We start from the raw sequence: 23,548 nt of genomic DNA, 5'->3' as shown, positions 1-23,548 counted from the left end.
CCCGTAAAAGCAGTCGTATTCGATCTCGATGGTACCTTGTACCTGAGTGGCCGCCCTTACCCCAAAGCGGTAAAGACTGTCTGTCGCGTGGCAAAGCAAGTGCCGGTCTACTACTTGAGCAACAATACCAGCAAGTCGCCGGTCTTCTACGAAAACCGCCTCAAGGTCATGGGCCTCCCGCTCACCGATGATGCAATCATCTCGGCTTTGCACCTTTCGCTCGACGCCATTCACGAAGAAGGCATCAAGAACGTATTCTTCTTTGCAAACCCCGAAGTCACGGAATGGTTTGCCGCGCAAGACCCGACACTCAACCTGCGCCCTGATGTCAAGGACACCGAGCTCGTGCTGGTTGCCTACCATAACAGCTTTGACTACCGTGAACTTTGCGAACTGTCGTTCCGCGTGCAGCGCAAGATTCCTTTCTGGGTTACGCATACCGACTTTGTCTGCCCCGACGCGAATGGGCCTGTTCCGGATATCGGTAGTTTCATGGCGCTTCTGAAGGCTGCTTATGGTGTCGAACCGGAGCGCAGCTTCGGCAAGCCGAATCCGGCTATGCTTTCGGGACTTTTGAAAAAATATGCCCCCGAAGAGATTCTGTTCATCGGTGACCGTCTCTATACCGACTTTGAACTTGCCAAACGCAGTGGCTGCCGTTTTGTTCTGCCCCTTTGTGGCGAGACTAAGCGCTATGACTTGGAAAAGCTTGACGTAAAACCAGAATATGTTGTTGAAATGGTCAGCGACATTGATTTCGACGCGTTCTTCAAGGGTGAAATTTGATTTTAACGGAGAAAATAGGATGAAGTTTAGAAACGCAAGGTCTTTAAATAGTACGGTCGCCTTTCTAGGGGGCGCAGCCTTGTTGTCGTCTGCGCTCGTGGCTTGCGGCGATGATAGTTCCAGTTCGGGAAACTTCAGCATGGAAGATTCCTTCGAAATGGTTCTTGCCAAGGCTGATTATCAGTACAGCAAGAAGGATTCGACTCTTAAGATAATCAAGCCGGTTTGCAAGGAAGGTACGATTGGCAACCTGGTCGGTCCCGAAGATGCGGACAAGTGGGACACGCTTTCTTACAAGGCCTACGAAAGCAAGGGCTTTGTGTACCTACAGGAAAAGGATAAGGACAAGGTCAAGTACAGCCTGGACGACGGTGAATTCCTGGATGGATTCTGGACGGATCCCAACTATGATTCGCAAAAGATTCAGGAAGGCTTCCATTACGATGATGACGGCATGGTTCAGTCGGTTCTCCGCTATACGGGAGAATGCCTTATGAAGGATTTCTATTCCCTGTTCCGCAAGGATGCTCCGGCCATTAGGGACATGGACAAGACTCTGACTGAATTCTATGGAATGTTCCTTGCCGAAGGCGAAGTGGTAAAGGAAAAGAAGATGCTCGAGGACATTCGCGCCGTCGATTGTGACGAACTGTCGATGTTTGACGGTCTTGTCAAGCTGAATGCCGAGGATTTCAATGAATCTTCTGGAAACATCAAGATTTCCTATGGCAACCGGACTTGCAATGTCTCGTTTCAGATCCGCTATGCGTACGATCAGGATGACTGCTCTGCTGCGTACGAGGAATTCTCGAATCACAAGAATGCAAAGAAGGAATTCAATTTCGAGGACTATAGCTTTGACGTAACTTATAGTGGCGACGACGATGATTATTGCCTGGACTACCTGATTCTCGATCTCAAGAAGGAAAAGGGTGTTCCTACCCGTCGCAACATTAGTTCGCGTGATTTTGCAAATGGAGTCGTGAAGCTGATGCTCGTCGGAATGAAGTGATTTCCGTTAGGGTTTACCTAAAAAAGAAAAGCCGCCGAAATATTTCGGCGACTTTTCTCTTTGGGGGAATTGGAATCCTTTAGCGCAGATCGGCAACGCAGCGTACATAGAGCCCCTTGTTGAGACTTTCGTCGGTGCGGTTGATGCTCTTGGCGGCGCTCCTGAATTCCCAGGAACGTGCCGTATTCTTCCTAACTTTCGAGGCGGACCAGTAATGTCCGGTGGAGCTGCTTTCGCAGTAGCCGTCCCATTCCTTGCAGCCGCCCTTGCCTAGGTTGTTCCAGTCGAGCTTGGACTGGTCTTTCTGGTAATCGCGCCATTCTCCGTCGTTGGGGAGGTGCCAGCCGGAAGGGCATGCCTTGACGGCTTCGTTGTGGCTGTAGAAGCGTCCGTACTGCTTGCAGAATTTCTCGTCTTCTAGGAGGCACTGCTTGGGAGTGGAGAGGCTAAAGGCGAGGTTGTTCTTCATCCATGCCTTGTCGCCCTTGATTTCGACCTTGTATTGCTTGCCGTCGCGCTTGTCGGTGAGGGTCGTGCCGTCGTCCGAAATGTTCTTGCTCTTGAGGGCGAGTGCGAAAAGTTCTTCTTCGGAAAGGGTTTCGCCTGCGGTGTCGAGGTGGGAACCCTTCTTGTTGATCAACTGGGATTTCTTGGAAATAGGGCTCACCTTGTGGGGACGTGGTCCTGCAGCAAAGGTGGTTCCACAGCACAGTGCAACAACGGCAAGAAATGCTATGGCCTTTCCAGCATGGTTCACGTATCGATTCTTTTCTAGTTTCAGCATTATACACCCCGAAGGCATTAACCTTACAACTAGAATATATACACGCGTTTTTTAAAACGAATATTACTTTTTTATGTCAATAGAAAAGTGTGATGCCGACCATGTTGGGGAAAGCCCAGAGGGAGTACCTTTTGTTCCGATTTTTGTGCAGCTCCAAGACGCCTAGACTGACCCCGGTTCCGACCAGGGCTCCTACAATGACGTCGCTCGGATAGTGCTTGCCGGCGGCGACCCGAAGGACGCTTTCGAAGCCCGCGAGGGAGTAGGCCGTAGCCCGTACAATTGAGGTGTAGGGGGATCCGCTGTATGCCGTCCTGAACCATTGGTCAGTAAAGGTTGCTATGCAGAAGGCTGCCGTGGCATGCCCCGAAAAGAACGACCCGGAAGCTTCGGATTTTGCGTTGTCCGCCAGGTCCCTTCCGTCGCCCGATTCCGCGTAGATATAGGGCCGGGGCCAGATTTCAAACGATCTGAGGGTGAGGTTGATTCCGTTGGAAATGCCTATGGACTGGAGCAACATGAGCGTGAATGTTGCGAATTCTTTACCGTTCGAGTTGCCCGAATAGAGGGCGATTCCGCCTATGGCAAAGGGGGCGATGGCGAGTGCCAAACCGTAGTCGCTCATCCGGTCTGCGGTCTCGCTGTAGCGTCCGGCGAAGGGTCTGTCCCAGGGTAAAAGTTCGTTTTTTTCGCGAAAACTATCGGGTGTTTCCATGCGATAATAGAGAAATGTCCCGAATCCGGCCATGCCGGCTGCGGTGAGCGTGAGCGTAAAATCATTGGCAAAATCCAGGGCGTATTTCGGGGGGGACGCTATTGCAGATTGAACTATTCCGATTTGGAATAAGATGGCGCCAATGAATGTCCTTTTGAGAAATCGCATGTAGACCCTAAGCTAAAAAAATTATATTGCTTTATAGTAAACGAATGGAGCTTTTGTGGCAGATTCTTTAAATACTCGCGAACCGATTGTACCCAGTATGGACCTTTTCGGAGCCATTTCCGACGAAATGCGTCTCAAGATATTGTTGCTTCTGGACCAGGCGGAATTCACCGTCAACGAAATCAAGGATATCCTGGATATTCATCAGAGTAACGCGAGCCGCCACCTGGCAAAGCTTTCTGCCTGCAACTTGCTCAAGGACCGCCGCGACGGGATCAAGGCGTATTACCGCCTGAGCGAAGACCTGTATCTGAGCAATCGCATGCTCTCGATGATTCGCGAGGCTTATGACGAACTGCCGGACAAGGATATCCTCAAGTGCCGAGCAGAACAGGTTCTCGAAGATCGTACCGACAAGACCAAGGGCCAAATCCACAAGCTTGACCAGGCAGGTGGTAGCCTCAAGGCGCAAATCAGCCTGTTCGGTCATCTGATGTATCCGTTCGAAAACGCGGTCGACGTGGGCTGTGGCGAAGGCGGCGACCTCACGCTCATGCTCTGCAACTGCTGCAAGCACGTGACGGCCCTCGACTGCGATCCCAAAGTGATTGGCGGTCTTCAGAAGATTTTAAAGCAGAAAAACATCCAGAACGTGTCGCCCAAGGTGGCCGACATGGTCAAGACGGGGCTCCCGGATAACTTTGCCGACCTCGTGCTCATGAGCCAAGTGCTTCATCATGCAACAGACCCGCGCCTTGCCCTCAAGGAGGCTGTCCGTATCCTCAAACGCGGTGGAACGCTTGCCCTGCTTGACTTGGCGCAGCACAAGGAAGAATCTTTCCGCACCACGCACGGTCACATTTGGCTTGGCTTTGACCGCAGTCAGCTCGAATTCTTTGTCAAGGAATTCAACTGCGAGGTCATTTCCAGCGAAATCATCCCGAGTGAAAACGAAGTCGACAAAAAGTTGCCCGTCATCTGCATGATTCTAAAAAAGAAATAATCTCTTTTAGCTGTCCCCTTTGACTTACTGTTTGTTTTTTTTTTACAAACGGGTTGGAGGGTGTGCAATATTAATGTATATTGGGAATAGTCATTTTTTAGGAGCTGTCTATGACCGATTTGCCCCGTTGTTATGCTCAAAGTCGTTTTACTGCTTTGAAAACGATTCTTATTTGTCTGTTAGCAGGACTATGCGGTACAGCATTCGCAGCCGACTGGGACGGCTCCACGTCGAGACCCTCCATGGACAGCATCGGCGGGAAGGCGTACTACGTAATCACGACCGCGGAGGAGCTGGCGTGGTTCGCGTACCAGACGAACAACGGGAGCAGGAGCATCAACGCGATCCTGGGCGACGACATCCACTTCATGGCGGACGAGACCGAGACGAGCCTGTTCCAGTGGACGCCGATAGGGTTCGACGACGACGCGCCCTTCAACGGCACCCTTGACGGGGCGGGCCACACGATCTACGGCCTTTACTCCCCGGGCGGGCTGGTGAACTACACGGGCACGGGGTTCGTGATGAAGAACCTGTCGCTGAAGAGGAGCGACGTCTACGCATGGGTGCGCGAGAACAGGGGCGTGATCGACAGCTGCACGGAATCTAACGACGGCATGCACCAGAAGGGCGGCCTGGCCTACACGAACAACGGCACTATCAAGAACAGCGCTTCCAGGAACTACGGGATAGCGCACTCGAACAGCGGCACGATCGACAGCTGCACGAGCACGGGGTACGCCCTGTCCACCAGCGGCATCGGCGGCATCGTGTACACGAACAGCGGGACGATCAGGAACAGCGTGGCGGAACCGTCCATGACTCTAGCCTACGAGTCCACCGGCGGCACCCTGAACTTCGGCGGGATCGCCGCGACCAGCAGCGGGACCATACAGAACAGCCGGTTCCGCGGGAAGGCTGTCGTGACGACGTCCGGCAGCGGCACGACCGCTCTCTACGCCGGCGGCATCGCTGGCTACCTCTCCAGCGGCAAGATAGTGCAGTGCCAGGCGTCCCTCGACACTCTGGTCGTCAGGGGCTCCAACTTCGGCACTGTCGAGATCGGCGGCCTTGCGGGGGAGGCGAACGCCTCGACGATAAGCGCCTCCTACGCGGAACTGAACCTGGACACTCTCGCGCTATCCGACACGAGCACCTACAACGTCAAGGTCGGCGGCGTCACGGGCTACGGGTACTACGGCAGCGGCCTCCGGAACAACCACGCCCTCCTGAAGCTGGGCAAGGGCTTCGACGTGAGTCCCACGAGGTACCCCTACGTGGGCGGCATCGCCGGCTACCTGTACGGCTCCTCGGTTACGCAGCTGGTGGCGGCTCACTCCTACGGCGTGATCAGCAGCTCGGTGGACCGCGGCAACTACCGTATCTCCGGCGTGAGCCCCTACGTGACGAACAGCCGCGTCGACAACAGCTACTACGACGCGAGCGTCGCGACGCCGGACACGATGCACGCCATCGGCACGCTGACGAGCACGGGCTCCGTTGCGAACGTTAACGGGAGGACCACTGCGGAGATGCAGACGGAGTCGTTCGTTGAGAAGCTGAACACGAACTCCGGCCTGTCGAGCACGAGCAGCGGCTGGTGGCGCTACTGCGAGGGCCATTACCCGATCCTCACGACCGAGGGCACCTGCGACGAGTTCTACTCGAGGTACGGAACCATCGGGCAAAGCCATACATTACTTGAGTCCTCTTCCAGTACAACATCTAGTAGCTCTTCAACATCGAGTAGTTCTGTTGCGTCAAGTAGTTCTGCAACATCTAGCAACTCTGTTGCTGAATCGAGTTCTTCGAAGGTTGAATCTTCTAGCTCTACACAGGTAGCTTCTTCCAGCAGTGTTTCTAGCAGTTCGACAAAGGTCTCTTCTTCGAGCGAAGTGAAATCCTCATCCTCTGCGAAGTCTTCGTCCTCGGAAGAGAGTTCTTCGAGTGATGCGCAATCCTCGTCTTCGGCAAAGAGCTCTTCAAGTGACGCGAGATCTTCGTCTTCGGCAAAGAGTTCCTCTTCTGCAAAATCGTCTTCCTCTTCAAAGGTGAAGAGTAGTAGTTCCTCTGCAAAGTCGTCTTCTTCGTCGAAGGGAAGTAGCAGTTCTTCGGAGGACTCGGACTTTGTCTTGAACCAACTGGAATACTCCTTCGATCTCGAGGTAAATGGTATGACGATTACGCTCATGAATACGCAGGGTGGAGTAGTCAGTGTCTATGATGTACTCGGTCACCGAGTGGTCTCAAAACCGCTTTTGGAGACTTCTACAAGCATTACCTTGCAGACGCCCGGCAGTTACATTGTTCGCGTGAATGGAATAAGTCAGAAAGTGACTCTTAAATAACTCTTGTAGCCCCTAAAGTTGATTTAGGGACTGCATTTTGCAGAAATTACGCAATTTGCGCTACGCATTTTGCGTATTTTTGTGTATATTAGGGTAAAGAGCTTTTTTATAGGAGAATATCATGGGAAAGATCATCAAGTATGTCGCCATTGCCGCCGCTTGCATCATCTCAGCTTTCGGCGTGTATTGCCTGATCAAGTATTCTTCTGCCGACGACAAGCTCGAAGACAAGTCGGAAGAGTAGTCTCATACTCATTTCGTGAAAGGAACGGTCACTGGCAAATGACCGGTTCTTTTTGTTTTAACTAAATTAACTGCATGAATTTTCTAAACAAGAAGCCTGCTTTCTTTGTGGCGCTTTCCGCCATTTTCCTTGGAATTTTGCTGATCGTGTTCCGCGACTTTGCGTTCGACAGCAACCAGCTCATGCTCAACAGCGACCAGCTGAACGGTATCGGTAGCCGTATTCTGCGTGCCGAAAGTGCCGTGCTCACGGAATGGGACGATTCCCGCCTGGGCGGCGTTCCGACGATCGACGCCTTGTTCGCCGACGCTTACCATCCGCTGGTGTGGGTGCAGTTCCTGATGGACCCGGCCCGCGCCGTGGGCTTCAAGTTTATCCTCACGTTGTGGGTGGCCTTTATGAGTGCCATGGCTCTCGCCTGGAACCTGACGGGGAACCGTTGGTGGGCGGGGCTCCTTGGCATGCTTTACGCGTTCTCGCCGGAATTCTTTACCTACCTGTACGGTGGCCACGACGGCAAGATGATGGTCTTTGCCATTGCGCCTCTTACGCTGCTTGCCATTCGCAAGGTGGTACGCTCGGGTAGCATTCCTTACATGATTGTGCTTGCGCTCTCGGTCGCGTGGATGATTTTGGGCTCGCACCTGCAGCTCACTTACTTGTTCCTGTGGGGCGCCGGTCTTTATACGCTTTACGAAGTCGCCTTCCATTGCGATGCCCTAAAGACTCGCGGCAAGCGCCTTGGCCTTGCTGCGGTGGGTCTTGGCTTTGGCCTTGCACTTTCTTGTTTCCAGATTGTGCCGCCTTACATGTACACGACCACGCAGTCGGTGCGCGGTGACGATAGCCACACCAATTACGGCCACGCCGTGAGCTGGTCCTTGCACCAAGAAGAAATGGCGCAGATTCTATTGCCGGGCTTTGTGGGTGTCGACGTTTACGAACAGAACGAAAAGACGGGTGACCTCGAAGGTTCCTCTTTTGTGAGTTTCTCGATGGACGAATACCGCAAACTGCAAGGTGGTTCGCCGTTCTATTGGGGCCACAATGCGTTCAAGTTGGACCACAACAATGCGGGCGCACTCCTTACCTTCCTCGGATTCCTTTGCCTGTTCTTGCCGGGCAAGCGTCGCTATGCTGCTTTCTGGGGCCTGGGTGCAGTCGTTGCCTTGAGTTACGGCATGGGCGACCATTCTCCGCTGTTCAAGCTGTGGTACAATGTGCTCCCCGGTGTCAAGAATTTCCGTGCTCCGGGTATGGCTCTGTTTTGGTTGCCGCTCTTGTTGGTGATGATGGCGGGCCCGGTTCTTAAGGCTTTGTCTGCCGAAAGCAAGACTCCCGAAGAAGCCGCCGAAGCCGAAGATAACCGTCGCGCCCTGTTGCATGGTTCTGCAATGTACGGCGTGCTCCTGGTGCTTGCCTTGATTGCCCGTTTTGCCTGGACGACCTTTATTGGCCCTGTCGGCTTGGTGGTGATGATTCTTTATGCCGCCCTTTGCCTTGGCGTGATGAGCCTTGATGACCAGAAGAAAAAGCTTACCGTTGCAAATTTGACCGAGGCTTTCCAGAAGGGCCTTCCGGGAACTCCGCGTGCACTGCAGGCTTGCATCTTTATCGGCTTTGCCTATCTCGGCGTGATGCTCATGAGCGGCCAGAAACTTTTGGAAGATCCGATTACCGCTCCTTACTTTAAGCCGCTGAACGAAATCGTGATGAATGCGACCGCCGGCAAGGCTGTCCCTGGCTTTGTGCTGGTGCTGGTGATTGTCGCGGTGACGCTCTTTGTGGCAAAGTGGAAGGCTCCGGTGGCTCACAAGGCGGGCGTTCTTGCGCTTGCCGCAGGTATCGAACTTTTCTTTATCGATGGCGCGTTCATCCAGAATGTTCCGGCAAACGAATACTTGCAGCCGACTAATCCGGTGGTTGCCGCTATCAAGGCTCCGTACAAGGCTGATTCGCTGAATACGCCGCGCGTGCTTTCGCTTTCCCGCAACAAGGCCTTGAGCGGAAACATCTTTTCGCAGTACCATATGCGCAATGCCGACGGCATTCACGATAACGAACTGGCGAGCTACCGCGCTTTCCGTGGCGGTCAGCAGGATGCGAATTACCTGATGAATATCAATGACCCGACGGCCGTGCACCCGTTCCTCGACTTGATGAACGTGGGCGCGATCATTTTCGATAGCCGTCAGGGAACGACCTTCATGCCGATTCCGACGGCGATGGGCGAGGCTTACCTCTACGGCGAAGCTGTGGTGATGGATGATTCCGCTGCCATCAAGACGCTCCAGACGCAGGCCGCCATTCGTGAACAGAAAACCGCCGAACCGGTGGCAGAATCCGTTGCAGACTCCGCCGTGGCGACCGCCGATAGCGCTACCGCCGATTCCGCAAGTGCTGTGGCGGCAAAGCCTGCCGCTCCAGAATTTGGTGATGAACCGGGTAAGTTCTTCTACCGCGAAAAAGTTATTTTGTCTGAAACTCCGGAATTCGACGGCAAGGGCAGCGTGGCTGCCAAGGGTCCGATCCAGGGGTCTGCAAAACTAGTCGCAAGCCCCAAGATGGATACGCAGGTGTTCAATGTGAATGCGGACCGCGAAGGTTTCATGGTCGTCGCCGGCAACTATCACCCGTACTGGAAGGCTTACGTGAACGGCAAAGAAGCTAAAGTCTACAAGGCGTTTGGAACCTTGCGCGCCGTGCAGATTCCGACTGGTAACTCCGAAGTCCGCATGGAATACCGCAGCGTTCCGTTCCACAAGACAATTCTTGTGAGTGTAATTGCAGCGGTGCTGCTGATTGCTCTCGGCGCAGTGGCTGCCGTGCGTTGCCGCAAACGGTAATCTACGAAATAGATGCTGAAATGAAATTTAAAAGGACTGTTGTGAAACAGTCCTTTTAGCTATATCATATTGTTAGCGGATGCGCTCGCCCTTGTTGTTTGTTCCGGGCGGCGTTTTGATAAAGTAGATAGCGCACGGAACAACGATACATGCCATGTAGCAGATGCTCAGAAACGTATCGAAACCCGTACTTGCTGTAAGCGATGCGGGTAGTAGCATGTTGCTGACTAGTTTCAGTGCAACGGCGATTAATAGTCCAACGATGATTCGTGCAATGATTTTGCTCATGCCTTGAATGTAGTATTTCTTTGGACTAGAGAGGATGCTGTTGCTGTAAAATTTACTAAATTGAACGCATGAATATCCGAATTTCTGCGATTGCATTGGCTTGTTTGGTGGGTCTGTCTTTCAGTGCTGACCCGCGAATGGAACAGGGTGCCCGTTTTGAGGCCAAAGGTGACTACGAAATGGCGCTCGGTGAATACCGCGCGATTCTTGCCGAAAATCCAAAGAATGCCGAAGCCTATCTCGCTGCGGCTCAGGTTCGTATGAAAATGAAGGACTTTAGCGGAGCTCTCGCTAATTTCCGGTTGGCCTACAAGTTTGAACCGACTTTGAGTGCCGCCTACGAAGGTGCCGCCCAGGTGTACGAAGCTCTTGGTCAGAAGGCAAAGGCCGATGCCGAACGCGCAAAGGATCCTAAGAATAATCCTGTAGCTGAAGCTCCCGCTGAAGCCGCTCCTGCGGAAGTTCCTGCCGTTGCGCCTGCCAAGGCCGAACCTGCTCCGGAACCCGCTAAGGTAGCGGAAGCTCCGAAGGCGGCTGAACCTGTAAAAGAAGTCGAACCGAAACCAGTTGAGGCAAAGCCAGTTGAACCGAAGCCTGTCGAAAAGCCGGCAGAGGTGGTGAAGCAGGAACCTGCCAAAGTGGCGGAGACTCCGAAGGCTGCAGAACCTGCAAAGACGGAAGCGGCTCTTCCGACCGATCCGTTCGAAAAGGGCAAGGCGCTCTTTGCCGAAGGCAAGTACAAGGAAGCGGCCCCCCTGTGGCGCGAAGTGCTGCGCAAGCAGCCGGGACATGCCGGTGCGTATTTTTATGCGGGTCTTACGCGATATGAACTCGGTGAAATGGACAAGGCTGAGTTCAACCTGAAAAAGGGCCTCGAATACAAGGAAGAGGGCAACGATGCCAACTACTTCCTTGCATTGATTGCCCAGAAGAACAATAAGCCGGAACAGGAACTCAAGTTCCTCGCTGCTTACATGAAAAAGGCTGCCCCGAATGCCAAGTACCGCAAGGCGGCTGAAGACCGTATTGCGGCGATTAAGGCCGAAAGGGAAGCGAAAAATCAGCCTGCTGTCGAAGCGGCAGCAGCTGAGACTGCAGCGAAGGTCGAATCGAAACCTGTTGATGCGGCTCCGGTAAAAGCCGCGGAGGCTGCTCCGGCTGCAGAACCGAAGGTGGCTGACATTGCCGATGCTCCTTCCGGAGTTCCGACGCTTGCAAATGCGAACCTTTTGTTCCGTGCGGGGAGCATCGAAGCCGCTCTCAAGATGTACAAGGAATTGCTGGAAACGGAACAGCAGCCCGAAGAGCGCTACTTCACGATGCTTCAGATGGGGAATGCCTATCGTGAACTTCGTGATTTCCACAGCGCCGTAGTTCGCTACCGTGAGGTGGTGCAGCAGTTCCCCGATTCTGACTGGGCTACCGAAGCCGAACGTGCGCTCGAAGACGCCGTCTGGCTTGAAAAGCATGCGTCCGAGCTGCCGCGCAGAACTAGATAACGCTAGTTTGGCGGTTTGTTAACAACATTTGACTTTGAGAACAGCGAAGCCGTAGGTATATTTATAATGCCTGCGGCTTTTGGGTGTAGCGGGTGAGGTATGGAGTTGGATATGAAAAATCTTTTTGTTGTATCAAGCATTGTGGCTTTGTCGGCCTATTTTGTGTTTGCCGACCCGCCGGCGAATTTTAGCGGTTGGGAAAAAGTATTCGAGGATAACTTCGACGGCACTTCTCTCGACAAGAAAAAGTGGAACCCCACGTACAACTGGGGCCCGACGCACAATCACCGCGCCTATTGCACCGAAGAGAATGTGATTGTTTCCGATGGTACACTCAAGCTGAAGGGCGAAAAAAGGGTGCATCCTGATGCCAACGGGCGCAAGGCGAAGTTCAACAACAAGGAAATCCCCGTCGACTATACGAGCGGCGCGATTGACACGAAGGGACATTTCGAAGTGAAGTACGGCTACATCGAAGGTCGCTTCAAGGCCCCGTGGCAGAAGGGAACGTGGCCTGCCTTCTGGACTTTGCAAGACGGCTGGCCTCCGGAAATCGACATTCTCGAAATTCCGGCTTCGCGCAAGCAACATCATTACTACCTGCACTACACCGATCCGAGCTGGTACAGCAGTCATGGTTCGGCATGGGATCACGAGGCGTCTTTCGGCGGGCACAAGGACGACGACGTGGACCGCTCCGCAGGTTTCCACAACTATGGCGTGGAATGGGACGAGGGAACCCTCAGTTTTTACTTTGACGACAAGAAGTTTGCAAGCTACAACCGCCCGACCGAAATCAAGCAGCTCGCGGCGCAGTACATCATCGTGAACCTGGCCATTGGTGGCTGGGCAGGCGACGATATCGAGATTACCTCCGACAAGCCGGCGTATTTCGAGGCTGACTGGGTACGCGTGTGGCAGGCCAAACCCGCAAAGCCCGATACGGTTCGCATCATGTCGATGAATTTCGGGACTTGCATGGTTAGAACTTCAGACGACAAGCTTGCGTTGGGCGATTGCAATGGCGACAATGCGATTGCGACGATCACTCCGCTTTCTTCGACGACTTTCCGCATTAACTTTGGCGACATCTCTCTCGACACCCCGAACGAATCGACCGATGCTGGTATCACGATGGGCCTTTACAAGTGGAATGGAGGCAATCACCAGAAGGTAATCATGGAAAAGCAGTCCGGTTACGAAGGTTCCGTGGTGCGCATGAAGATGCCGCACAGCGACATGTACCTGCGTGCAACAACCGATGGTGAACGCGTGGTGCAGAGCTGGGCCGACGACTGGGAATGGAACCAGATGTGGCGTTTGTTGCCCGATACGGTCACAGCCGATTCGGGTACGACTGCGCTGGGCAATTTTGCCAGTAGGTACGGGACCTCGGTCCATTACGCGAATGGAACCCTGCTGGTTGAGCTTGGTAGCGTGTTTGTCGAAGGGGCTACAGTACGCGTCCTTGACCTGCAGGGACGCGAGGTGATTTCCCGTCGAGTAACGCGCACGGCTACGCTAGATGTGCGAGGCTTGCCTATGGGTCTGTACCATGTGGTCGTAGGCGATAGGCTCCACACCGAGATGAAACACTTCAAGAAATAGAAACGGTATCTTATTTCACGTGAATCTTGTCTAGTACGATTCCGTGTGTTGTTTTTAGGCGGATTACGAAGTTACCGGAACCAAGGTTCTTACTTTCTACGAAAACATTCCCGTGCGGTAGGGTATTCATCTGCAAGACGCTCTGACCCAGACTGTTAAATACGGTCGCGCAGAGCACGGTTCCTGTACTATTGTCGATAATCCAGTTGTCATTTTCATGACGCAGAATCTTGTCTCCATGCTGGATGTTGCGGATGTTAGCAACCTGTTTCGGAGAACTTGTGGTGAGCAGCACTGCGGTAATTGACTTTGCGGGGAGCGTCATCTTGAAACTGTTGATGCTGTAGCTTGTCGCAGTGGTGGTTCCGCCCTGCGCATTTGCTCCAACTGCATTTTCTTTCAAGGCGTTGCTTGTGTGCGAAACGAACGTTTCACCTTTGAGGTCCTGCAAGGTGAGCGTTTTGACCTTTCCGTCGGAGGCGAAGTTCGCAAGATCAAGGTTCACGTCCTGTGCGTCTTTTTCGGCTCGGTTCACGAAGATGACCGTAAGTGAATCGCCCTTGTTGCTGATGGAACTGTAGGCGGACACCAGCGAGTCGTTGCTGGAGGTGGACTGCACGCGGTTCGGGTGGCCGTAGCGGCTGAACAGGTGCACCGTTTCGTACATGCCGTCGCCCCAGGTCCACGGGGTGAAAATCTCCACGCCGTTATCCTGCATGGTTCCGAGGAAAGACGCGTAAGTAAGTGCCGTGACCATGGGGTCGGAATCGTTCAGGTCGGTTTCGGTGATGCCGAGCTTGATGCCGTGATCCTTGCCAAAGTATTTTTCGAGCCAGTTGTTGATACGCACGAAGATGTATGACCTGTAGCCCTTCTCCTTGTCGCTCCAGTCGCACTTGCCCGTGGCGCAGCGCACACCGTTACCGCCCTTGTAGTAGTAGGTGGTGTCGAACAGAACGCGGTGCCAATTGACGCGGCTTTCGTAGTCTTTTTCGGTGGGGTACCAGTGGATGTCGAACACGTCGAGGAGCCGCACGCCGCTCGCCTTTTCAGCTTCGGCGATTTTCTTGGTGAAGAATTCTAGCCAGCAGTATTCCTGGCCGTCGATCTTGGGCCTACTTTCTTCGTTGTAGGCATTGATGTGGCACCATTGCCATTCGTTAGCGACCACCGGGCCGGTGAGCTTGATATCGCCCCAGGCGGCGCGCGCCTTCTTGGCTACGTCGATATAGCGTTCAACGAGGAAATCTCCTGTTACGGGCAAGTCCAGGTCGTTGTGGGTTCCGCGCCAGATTTCAATTTCGTTGTCCATGCTCCAGTATTTAAAACGGCTCATGTCGTACTTGAGTTCATCCTTCCAGTGCGGGATGATGCCGACCGTGGAATCGGCGGGCCATTCCATGTTGTAGAGCGAGGCGTCGCCCGCCTTGATGAGCGTCTGGCCGTCTTCTGATACTTCGCCGCCACCCGCAAGGTCGAATGTCCGTGACGGATACGAGCCGTGTTCCTGTTTCCAGTTCCAGTCGGGGAAGTTGTATTCGGTGCTGCTAGCTGCGTAGCCCGTGAGCTGGAAGCCGTACATTGCGTCGACTCCCGGCATCTTGTCGAGCACCTTTTTCGCGGTGATATCCCAGTCGTGCGCATAAACGTTGTTGAACCAGTCCGGATGAACCGTCATTTTGTGGCTCCAGTTGTAGCGCGTGGAGTTGTTGCCGTTGTTCGCACGCATCATGTGGATGCCCGCATCAAGCATCTGGGCGATAAATGCTTCTTCGTCTGCATCGCTTGCGGCGTCCGTATCGCTGATTTTATCGATGTTTCGTCCATAAATGTATGGAGAAATGGGGATGATGCCTGCATCAGCGTCAACTGAAATGTTGATTTCGGCAAAGGCTGAGGTAACAGCGAGTAAGGAACAGAATGTAATTCCAGTAAAAAAATTGTTGAAAACCATAGAAGCCTCCCTTGACCTTTTCTACGAAATAGACCTCTAAGGAATATATACTGAAAAAAAAGAGAATGTCAAAAAAATGTCCACAGCTGTGGACATTTTGCGCATTTAGACGACCTGAACGAGTAAACCCTTGAGGTATTGTCCCTCGGGAAATGCCGTGTTCACGGGGTGGTCGGCGGGTTGGCCGAAGCGTTCAATGATTTGAACGCGCCGCTTGGCATCGGCGGCGGCATCCGCGATAATCTTCTGGAATAAGTCCATTTCCATGAGGCCCGAGCAGCTAAAGGTCGCGAGCATGCCGCCCTCGGCCAAGAGCTTCATCGCAAGCAGGTTGATGTCCTTGTAGCCGCGGGCTCCCTTCTGCAGGTTATCCTTGCTTTCCACGAACTTGGGCGGATCGAGCACGATCAGGTCGAAGGTCTCGGCCTTGTCGCGGCACTTGCGCAGGTACTGGAACACGTCGGCTTCCACATGAGTTGCGTGGGCGGTGCAGAGCTTGTTCCTCATGATGCCTTCCTTGGCGAGTTTGAGCGCGTCCTTGGAAACATCCACCTGATAAACTTTTTCGCAACCGCCGCGGAGAGCGTAAAGTCCGAATCCGCCGGTATAGCAGAAGCAGTTCAGGACCTTCTTGCCCTTGGAAAGTTCGCCAATGCGGCGGCGGGCGTCGCGCTGGTCCAAATAGTAGCCGGTCTTGTGACCGTTTTTGACGTCGATGGGGAAGAGGATTCCGTTTTCGTTGATGATGACGGGCTCGTCGCTCACTTCGCCATATACGCAACCGGTGCGCAGCTGCAGGCCTTCTTTTTTGCGCACATCGGAATCGCAGCGTTCGTAAATGCCACGGCAATGCGTCTTTTCGGCAAGCAGTTCATAAATCGTTTCGCGATGGATTTCGGCGCCGGCGGCCAAGATTTCGACAGAATAGATGTCGGCGTACTTGTCGATAATGCAGCCCGGGATGCCGTCGTTCTCGGCGTTGATCAGGCGGAATGCCGATTCCTTGTCTTCGATATCGAAGCCGCGGCTTTTGCGGGCGGCTATGGCGCGGTCAAGCAAGTCGCTAAAGAATTCGCGGTCAATGTTAGCCTTTTCGCCGAACGTCCAGAAGCGCCCACGGATCTGGGACTTGGGCGAGTACGCCGCAAGACCCAGAAAATCGCTCTTGTAGCTGTAGACTTCAACGGTGTCGCCAAGTTCCGGGTCGCCGATAACTTCGTCAACGGCTCCGCTAAAAATCCAAGGGTGGTAACGCAATGCGGACTTTTCGCGTCCGGCTTTCAGGGTAATCGCTTTCATGGATTCAAATTTAGAAATAATGTAGACTTTTGAAGATGCTCTCTTTTTCTATCTTTGGGCCCATACCTCAAAGCGCCAAAGGCGCGACCTCATACCTAATATGTTTGAATCGCTATTTGACAAGTACCCCTTCTTTAGAGCCGTGCCTTGCGTGCTCTGCATGGCAATCATTTTTAAGATTTCTTCGCTGACGAATGAACAGCTTGAAGATTTTCCGCATGTTTGGGACAAACTGGCTCACTTTTGCGAATACGCGACTCTTGCCGGCTGCTACGCTATGCTCTGGACCCGTAACGAATGGTCCAAGCGTCAGTGGTTGCGCGTGCTGATTGTGGGCGTACTTGCTCTCGCTTACGGTTGCACCGACGAATACCACCAGAGCTTTGTCGAAGGCCGCGACAGCAGCGTGCTCGATTTGGTGGCGGACTTGACCGGTGGCCTCACGGGCGGTGTTGTTTACGCCATCGTCACGCGAATCCTGAATCGCTACGACCCCGTGCCGGAAAAAAAGTTAGAAGTAGACAGTAGGCTGTAGACAGTAGACGGTAGACAGTAGGAAGTTGATAGTGATTAGTGGTTAGGGATGTGAAATGTGAGGTGAGTAATGAGGTCGTTCATTCCACATCTCTCATTGTATCGCACTCCACATTAGTTCTAAAATTCTCCTAATAGAATTATCTCTCTCTTGAGTTCGATGCCGAATTTCTCGGCGACTTTTAGCTGTACAAGTTCGCTTAATTGTTTGATGTCATTGGCGGTGGCGCCGCCTGCGTTTACGATGAAGTTTGCGTGCAACGAGCTCACTTCGGCGCCGCCGATGCGGTAGCCCTTGAGGCCCGTTTGTTCAATGTAGTAGCCGGGCGCGACTTGCGTGGGGGTGTCGGCCGCTCCGACCTCAAGCCTTTTAAAGGTGGAGCCTGCGTTCGGCATGTTCAAGGGCTGGCTTGCCTTGCGCTTGGCCATGCATTCGGCGAGTTCCGCTTCGAGGTCATCGGCAGTCTTGCCTTCAGTGCTTGCGGCGGGTAGCTGGAATGCGGCCGACAAAATTGTATCAAATGGATTGCTTCGGCTTTCAGCCTCGCGATGACGTAGCGAAAAAATACTTTGTCTGTATCCGAAGGCGCAGTCGGCGTTAGAAAGTTCGCGAATGCTTCCGCTGCTTTCCAGAACGGTTACTGTAGTGCAGCAGGTTCCAATTTCTTGACCGTATGCGCCCGCGTTCATGTAAATCGCACCGCCCAAGGTGCCTGGGATTCCGGCGAGTTTGTGGATGCCTGCAAAACCTTGCTTGAGTGCGCTGCGGGCAAACTTGCCGAGCGGGGTAGCCGCCCCGACTTTGAACGCTCCGTTTCCTAAGTCTTCGATGGCCGAAAATTCTCCGGCAAGCGTAATGATGACGCCGTCGTATCCCTTGTCCGAAACAAGCAGGTTCGTACCGTTCCCTAAAATAAAGTAGGGGAGCGCCTTTTCGCGGGCCAGGTCCAATGCCATCCGGAGATCGTGCAGGCATTCCGCCTTCGCAAAATAACGAACTGCCCCCCCGACCTTAAAGGAGGTGTGCTTGCACATCGGTTCGTTTTCGAAAATCTGCATGACAGAAAATATAGTTATTAGTTTCTTCCCAATTTTCACATTCCACTTCCTACTGTCTACTTCCTACTTCCTACTTCCTACTTTCTATTTACTATAATTCCTTCCATGACCAATGAGGAACTGAAACAATTCAAGGCGGCCATCTCTATAACGGCTGTTGCCAAAAGCCTGGATATCGATGTGAATCGGGGCCGTTGTCGTTGTTTCTTTCCGCAACGCCATGCTCATGAAGATCGCACGCCGTCCGTTTCCATTTCCGAAGAACGCGGAACTTTCCGCTGCTGGGTTTGCGACGATGTCCGTGGCGACGTAATCTCCCTTGTTCAGCTAAAGAAGGACTGCAGTTTTATCGAGGCTCTCAACTGGCTCATGGAACAGTATCCGTTCCTCGTACCTGCTTCCGCCCGCAAGGCGGTTTCGCAGGCAGCCACCCGCGTGGCAGCGGCTCCTCGCGAAGTTCCTCCGTCGTTACCGCCAGAAACGGTGCCTGTTGTGCAGGAACAAGAAGAACTTGTTAGCGAGGATGAGCGCAAGAAAATCATCCTGTCGTTCCTAAAGCGTTTAAGCCCTGTCGACAACACTCCCGCAGCAAAGTGGCTCGCTCGTCGCCGCATCTACAAACCTGTATGGGACAAGATGCTTTTGCGTACTATTACAAATTATGACGAGGTAAGCAACAGTCTTAAGGCTGATTTTGGTGAAGAAGTCTTAAAATACGTGGGACTCTTCAATGATAAGGGACACCTGCGTTACTATAAGCATCCCCTGATTTTCCCGTATCTCGATACGCAACGTAGAGCGTTCTACTTTCAGTCCCGGGCTATCGATAATACGGTTGTCCCGAAGGAACTCAACTTGCGTGGGACGGTGCCCTTTCCCTATAACTTGTCTGCCCTAGACCAGAAACCGGGTTGGGTATACCTGTGCGAGGGCGTGGTGGATACTCTCACCTTTATAGGTCAGAAAATCAATGCGGTCGGTATTCCTGGTGTCCGCAGCTTTAAGGTGGAATGGCTGAATTATTTTAAAACAAAGAACGTGGTACTTTGCCTCGATCACGATGAAGCTGGCCGTGCTGGCATGGAGTATATTGGAAATCTGTTTAGCCAGGCTGGAATTCACAATGTTATATTAGGCGAAGGTATGGAAAACTTGTCGACGGCAATGAAAGAGGGCGAAGACATCAATGACTGGTTCGGAGGAAAGAAGTAATGAAAAAAGTGAAGCTGTATTTGGGTAAGATCCAGGATTTTTTCAAGTGGTTCGCAGGAACGACATTTGCGAAGGTTGCCGGGTTTATACTCAAGTGGCTCTACCGGACGGTTAATTTCGTTATTCGTCAGGCTCTCCTGATCATGATTATTTATTCGGCGCTGTTTTCGGCAGCGGCGACCTATGCGCTTTATCGAGCGTTCATTTACGGTTATGAGATTTATGATGGAGTTGCGCAACTCAAGAACGACCAGCCCGAAATGAGCAAGTATATGGAGGCGCTGCAGGATTCCAGTCCGAACTTGCAGATTAAGCATACCTATGTGCCACTTGATTCTATCAGCCCATATCTGCGCAAGGCGGTCATTGCTAGCGAAGACGCCGGATTCTACTTCCACCCGGGCTTTGATATCCGCGCCATTGCCGAGGCGCTCAACGCAAACCAGGCGGCAGGGAAGACCAAGTTCGGCGGCTCAACGATTACGCAACAACTCGCGAAGAACCTGTTCCTGAGCGGGGAACGCTCCTTCAACCGCAAGTTCAAGGAATTGGCGTACGCGCTCTTGATGGAACATGAGCTCGGCAAGGACCGCATTCTGGAACTCTACCTGAATTATGCCCAGTGGGGCAAGGATATTTTCGGTTGCCAGGAAGCCTGCCGTACCTATTATAAAAAGAGTTGCGCCAAGCTCAGTGTTGACCAGGCAATCAACCTGGCCGCCATGCTCGCAAGCCCGGGCAAGCACCATCCGAACATGCGCGAAAGCCAGTTCATGGCCAAGCGCCGTGCTGTCATTTACCAGAACATGTTTCCCAAGAAGGATAGCGTGCTGGTGGATTCGCTCCGGCAGTTGATGGCTCCGCCTCCTAAGGATTCTAGTAAGGTCTCTCCGTAGTTTTTTTTCATCATTTTTCTATAAAAATTCTTTCGTCTTTCGTCTCTCGTCTCTCGTCTATTTCTATATTTCAATCGTCTAAAATTTTCTTAAAGGACGCTAAAAATGGCTAAGAAAGAATCCAAGAAAAAGGTTGTCCTCGCTTATAGCGGTGGACTCGATACTTCCATCATCATCCCCTGGCTCAAGGAAAACTACGACTGCGAAGTGATCGCTTTCGCCGCCGACCTCGGTCAGAACGACTTCCCGGACGCTAAGGCCCTCGAAGACAAGGCCCTGAAGACTGGTGCTTCCAAGTGCTATGTTCTCGACCTCAAGAAGGAATTCCTCGAAGACTACGTTTGGCCGACCGTTCGCGCCGGTGCTAAGTACGAAGGAACCTACCTCCTGGGTACCTCTTTCGCCCGTCCGCTCATCGCCAAGTACCAGGTGAAGATTGCTGAAAAGGAAGGCGCCTACGCTGTTGCTCACGGTGCTACCGGTAAGGGCAACGACCAGGTCCGTTTCGAACTGACCTACGCCGCCCTCAACCCGAAGCTCGAAGTCATCGCTCCGTGGAAGGACCCGAAGTGGACGTTCCATAGCCGCGAAGACGCTATCGACTACGCTGCCGCTCACAAGATTCCGCTGAACGGCATCAGCAAGAAGAAGATTTACTCCGAAGACGGCAACCTGTGGCACCTCTCTCACGAAGGTGGCGTCCTGGAATTCCCGGAACAGGAACACAAGTACGAATTCCTCAAGCACACCAACACGTATGAAAAGGCCCCGAACAAGGCCGACCACGTGACGATTACCTTCGATAAGGGTAATCCGGTGGCTATCGACGGCAAGAAAATGGGCGCTGTCGAACTCCTCGAATACCTGAACAAGATTGGCGGCAAGAATGCTTGCGGTCTCCTGGACATCGTCGAAAACCGCCTCGTTGGCCTCAAGAGCCGCGGCGTGTACGAAACTCCGGGTGGCACGCTCCTGTACAAGGCTCACGAATGCCTTGAACAGCTCGTGCTCGACAAGGAAACTTTGTTCGAAGCCCAGAAGATGTCCATGACCTACGCGAACCTCGTGTACAATGGCCAGTGGTTCACTCCGCTCCGCCAGGCTATGGACGCCTTCTTCGCCGAAGTCAACAAGGTTGTTACCGGTGACGTGACCCTCAAGCTCTACAAGGGTAACATCATCCCGGCCGGCATCAAGAGCCCCTACAGCCTCTATGACATGGGCCTCGGCGGATTCACCGATGTCGACATGTACGACCAGAAGGACGCAACGGGCTTCATCCGCTGCTTTGGCCTTCCGCTCAAGACGCGCGCCCTGTTGCTCGGCAACAAGACCAACGTCGACTTCGGCAAGCCGGTGGTGCTCCCGAAAAAGTAGTCGATAAAGACATTCGTCAAAAAATCCCTCGGTTCAAAACCGGGGGAATTTTTGCTTTTGGACCTCTGCACAGGGAAAAATGTGCTGAAATTCACAGCAGTGCTTTTTTTTTATTGACAAGGTGCTTTTTATTTTACATTTTTGTTTCAAATGAACTCCACCATATAAAGGGGAAATTATGAATATCAAACAGACGCTTTTGGGATGCACTTTGGCATCGTTTATGTTTGCCGCCTGTTCTTCCGACGATTCCGGTACGGGTGGTTCGTCTGGTTCCTGTGATGTTTCGGCGTTGCCTGCTTCATCTCTATCTTTTGAAAGTACGGGTGATGGATGCGTTGCGGAAAGCTCGATGGATGCTGTCGCCTTTATGTCCATGGTTGCCGACTATACGAATGCGGGTTGGCTTCCTGTTGCGGCAAATGCGCAACCGAATGGCGATGGTGAATATTCATTCTCCAAGCAGGACGGAGCTGTCTCTCATTCGGTCACGCTGACCACCACGGGAGGAAATGTCGTTGTCGTTTATGTCAAGACCGGCGACAAATCAACTGATTCGGGAACAAATCCTTCTACTCCGAATGCGTCAACTTGTGATTTGGCTACTGCAAAACTGCCTCCGTCGGAACTTGCCTGGAAACCGACTTTTGCGGGTGGTTGCGAAGTAAGCCAGACGATTGCGCTTGACAAATTGCAAAAGTTTGATACTCTCCTGATTGCGGCTGGTTATGAACAAACTAAAATCTCCAATGAAAGCTTTAGGTACACGAATTTCGTTGAAGATCCTGTTGCGGGGACTGTCGAAAGGGATACCCTATTCTTTGCTTACACAATGGAAACTTTTGTAGGTACATTCTCTGGGGCGGTAACGCCTATGTCGGAAAGCCGTAAGCTAGAAATTGAACTTCTCGATGTTGCTTCGGCAAACCTTCCGCAGGAACTTTTTGTGCAGGGTGATTATTATGGGGGTAGTTTTAGTATAGTTGCAGAATCCAAGGAGAATAGGGGAAAATTTGTGTCAACGCTTATCCAATATGGATGGATCATGCTGGATGATGGTAACAGCGGAACGACATACTTATACAAAGGATCGAAAACCTACAATGGGCACAACTATAGCCTGGATTTACACTATCGTGAATACTCTACGGGTTATGATTCTTTCACTATAACCATCGAAAAAGTAAACTAGAACTCAACCATATATCCTGCGCCCCACAGGATATTTTTTGCATCGTGTTCCTTGAACCGGTAGGCGGGAACGCTAATTTGTGTGTAGAGCCCGTAAAGGTGAACCCAGATTTCTAGAGAAATATCTAGGGCTTCCTTGAAATTGTATGGGTACAGGAACATTCCGCCGTTGGCGTGATTGAGCGCTTGGTGCATTCCGTTCGGGGCTTCGGCGTATTCGTAGCCGCCTCCGGCTCCGACATCGAAGTTGAACGGCAGGTCCGTAAAGAAAGTCCAGAGCAGGCTTCCGCGGAAAGCGCACCAGTAGTCGTTTGGACCATTGTGAATGCCCATTCCCTGAAAACGGAGAATCATGTCCTTGTAGCCCACTCCGCCAATGAGCACGACGGGAGACTGGTTCCGACTTCCCAAGCCGGCGTTGAACCTCCATGGCGAGGCTGTGCTCGCGGATGCTGACACGAGGATTGCCGATAATAGGGCTACGAGGGTTTTGTTTTTCGGGAAAAACATATTCCAAATATAGCCAAATGGAATAAAAACCTTTCAAAAATGGTTTTTTATTCCTATATTGCTATGCAGACAACGGCCCTGCCCTTATGGTCGGGGCGCAAAAAAAGGAAATATTATGAAGGTAAAATCTCTGATTAAGGCATGCGCGCTCGCTTGCGCTTTCGCCGCACCTGCAATGGCTGAAGGCGGTATGTTCGAAGGGGCTCTCCCCGAAA

The 23,548-nt window shown here is 52.6% G+C and carries 20 protein-coding genes; 13 read left to right on the top strand and 7 right to left on the bottom strand.

Translation table 11 applies throughout. The features are described 5' to 3' along the window. A partial coding sequence (locus Q0628_RS03530; protein ID WP_298768207.1) for an HAD hydrolase-like protein occupies positions 1-786 on the top strand: 786 nt, incomplete at its 5' end. A gap of 19 nt (positions 787-805) precedes the next feature. Beyond that, positions 806-1,798 (top strand): hypothetical protein, encoded by a 993-nt coding sequence (locus Q0628_RS03525; protein ID WP_298768206.1) that lies wholly within the window; start codon positions 806-808, stop codon positions 1,796-1,798. A 79-nt stretch (positions 1,799-1,877) separates the two neighbouring features. On the opposite strand, the gene Q0628_RS03520 is transcribed toward Q0628_RS03525, so the two are convergent. Together Q0628_RS03520 and Q0628_RS03515 are read right to left on the bottom strand one after the other, a co-directional pair. Next, positions 1,878-2,582 (bottom strand): FISUMP domain-containing protein, encoded by a 705-nt coding sequence (locus tag Q0628_RS03520; RefSeq protein ID WP_298768205.1) that lies wholly within the window; start codon positions 2,580-2,582, stop codon positions 1,878-1,880. Between the two features lie 76 nt (positions 2,583-2,658). Next, the gene (locus Q0628_RS03515; protein WP_298768202.1) at positions 2,659-3,465 is read right to left on the bottom strand and encodes a phosphatase PAP2 family protein; all 807 of its coding nucleotides are present in this window, start codon (positions 3,463-3,465) and stop codon (positions 2,659-2,661) included. A gap of 55 nt (positions 3,466-3,520) precedes the next feature. Here Q0628_RS03515 and Q0628_RS03510 point away from each other — a divergent pair, with 55 nt between their 5' ends. The 4 genes from Q0628_RS03510 (at position 3,521) to Q0628_RS03495 (ending at position 9,906) form a co-directional block, all read left to right on the top strand. Then, positions 3,521-4,468 (top strand): metalloregulator ArsR/SmtB family transcription factor, encoded by a 948-nt coding sequence (locus Q0628_RS03510; RefSeq protein ID WP_298768200.1) that lies wholly within the window; start codon positions 3,521-3,523, stop codon positions 4,466-4,468. Between the two features lie 110 nt (positions 4,469-4,578). Beyond that, positions 4,579-6,816, top strand: coding sequence for a T9SS type A sorting domain-containing protein (locus Q0628_RS03505; RefSeq protein ID WP_298768198.1), 2,238 nt, complete (start codon positions 4,579-4,581; stop codon positions 6,814-6,816). Between the two features lie 121 nt (positions 6,817-6,937). Next, a complete protein-coding gene (locus Q0628_RS03500; RefSeq protein ID WP_298768196.1) occupies positions 6,938-7,060 on the top strand; it encodes a hypothetical protein in 123 nt (40 codons plus the stop codon). A gap of 74 nt (positions 7,061-7,134) precedes the next feature. Continuing rightward, on the top strand, positions 7,135-9,906 hold the full coding sequence (locus Q0628_RS03495) for a hypothetical protein (protein ID WP_298768194.1): 2,772 nt from the start codon (positions 7,135-7,137) through the stop codon (positions 9,904-9,906). A 72-nt stretch (positions 9,907-9,978) separates the two neighbouring features. Here Q0628_RS03495 and Q0628_RS03490 read toward each other — a convergent pair whose 3' ends face one another. Then, entirely contained in the window at positions 9,979-10,194 is a 216-nt protein-coding gene (locus Q0628_RS03490) for a hypothetical protein (protein ID WP_298768192.1), read from the bottom strand. 68 nt (positions 10,195-10,262) lie between these two features. Between Q0628_RS03490 and Q0628_RS03485 the strand changes: the two genes are divergently transcribed. After that, positions 10,263-11,693 carry a tetratricopeptide repeat protein gene (locus Q0628_RS03485; RefSeq protein WP_298768190.1) on the top strand — a complete coding sequence of 477 codons (1,431 nt, stop codon included), beginning with the start codon at positions 10,263-10,265 and terminating at the stop codon, positions 11,691-11,693. Positions 11,694-11,804: 111 nt separating this feature from the next. Then, the gene (locus Q0628_RS03480; protein ID WP_298768188.1) at positions 11,805-13,301 is read left to right on the top strand and encodes a family 16 glycosylhydrolase; all 1,497 of its coding nucleotides are present in this window, start codon (positions 11,805-11,807) and stop codon (positions 13,299-13,301) included. A 10-nt stretch (positions 13,302-13,311) separates the two neighbouring features. Here Q0628_RS03480 and Q0628_RS03475 read toward each other — a convergent pair whose 3' ends face one another. Further along, the gene (locus tag Q0628_RS03475) at positions 13,312-15,255 is read right to left on the bottom strand and encodes a glycoside hydrolase family 44 protein (protein WP_298768186.1); all 1,944 of its coding nucleotides are present in this window, start codon (positions 15,253-15,255) and stop codon (positions 13,312-13,314) included. 105 nt (positions 15,256-15,360) lie between these two features. Then, positions 15,361-16,554, bottom strand: coding sequence for a class I SAM-dependent rRNA methyltransferase (locus Q0628_RS03470; RefSeq protein ID WP_298768184.1), 1,194 nt, complete (start codon positions 16,552-16,554; stop codon positions 15,361-15,363). A 100-nt stretch (positions 16,555-16,654) separates the two neighbouring features. On the opposite strand from Q0628_RS03470, the gene Q0628_RS03465 reads away from it, so the two are divergent. Then, the gene (locus tag Q0628_RS03465) at positions 16,655-17,089 is read left to right on the top strand and encodes a VanZ family protein (RefSeq protein ID WP_298768183.1); all 435 of its coding nucleotides are present in this window, start codon (positions 16,655-16,657) and stop codon (positions 17,087-17,089) included. A 119-nt stretch (positions 17,090-17,208) separates the two neighbouring features. Here the strand turns inward: Q0628_RS03465 and murB are convergent, their stop codons facing one another. After that, positions 17,209-18,147 (bottom strand): UDP-N-acetylmuramate dehydrogenase, encoded by a 939-nt coding sequence (gene murB, locus Q0628_RS03460; RefSeq protein WP_298768182.1) that lies wholly within the window; start codon positions 18,145-18,147, stop codon positions 17,209-17,211. A 105-nt stretch (positions 18,148-18,252) separates the two neighbouring features. Between murB and Q0628_RS03455 the strand changes: the two genes are divergently transcribed. The 4 genes from Q0628_RS03455 (at position 18,253) to Q0628_RS03440 (ending at position 22,824) form a co-directional block, all read left to right on the top strand. Then, the gene (locus tag Q0628_RS03455) at positions 18,253-19,359 is read left to right on the top strand and encodes a toprim domain-containing protein (protein ID WP_298768181.1); all 1,107 of its coding nucleotides are present in this window, start codon (positions 18,253-18,255) and stop codon (positions 19,357-19,359) included. After that, positions 19,359-20,255, top strand: coding sequence for a monofunctional biosynthetic peptidoglycan transglycosylase (mtgA, locus tag Q0628_RS03450; RefSeq protein ID WP_298768180.1), 897 nt, complete (start codon positions 19,359-19,361; stop codon positions 20,253-20,255). The genes Q0628_RS03455 and mtgA overlap by 1 nt, the downstream gene beginning before the upstream one ends. Positions 20,256-20,360: 105 nt before the next feature. Then, entirely contained in the window at positions 20,361-21,632 is a 1,272-nt protein-coding gene (locus Q0628_RS03445; protein WP_088656535.1) for an argininosuccinate synthase, read from the top strand. A 178-nt stretch (positions 21,633-21,810) separates the two neighbouring features. Then, on the top strand, positions 21,811-22,824 hold the full coding sequence (locus Q0628_RS03440; protein WP_298768179.1) for a hypothetical protein: 1,014 nt from the start codon (positions 21,811-21,813) through the stop codon (positions 22,822-22,824). Here Q0628_RS03440 and Q0628_RS03435 read toward each other — a convergent pair. Next, positions 22,821-23,333, bottom strand: a complete 513-nt coding sequence (locus Q0628_RS03435; protein WP_298768178.1) for a hypothetical protein — start codon at positions 23,331-23,333, stop codon at positions 22,821-22,823. The genes Q0628_RS03440 and Q0628_RS03435 overlap by 4 nt on opposite strands. Between the last annotated feature and the right edge of the window lie 215 nt (positions 23,334-23,548).

Origin of the sequence: uncultured Fibrobacter sp. (assembly GCF_937877005.1) — a bacterium.
Lineage (GTDB): Bacteria > Fibrobacterota > Fibrobacteria > Fibrobacterales > Fibrobacteraceae > Fibrobacter.
Note: the sequence above shows the minus strand (reverse complement) of the source record. Positions and strands in the feature narration are given on the sequence as shown.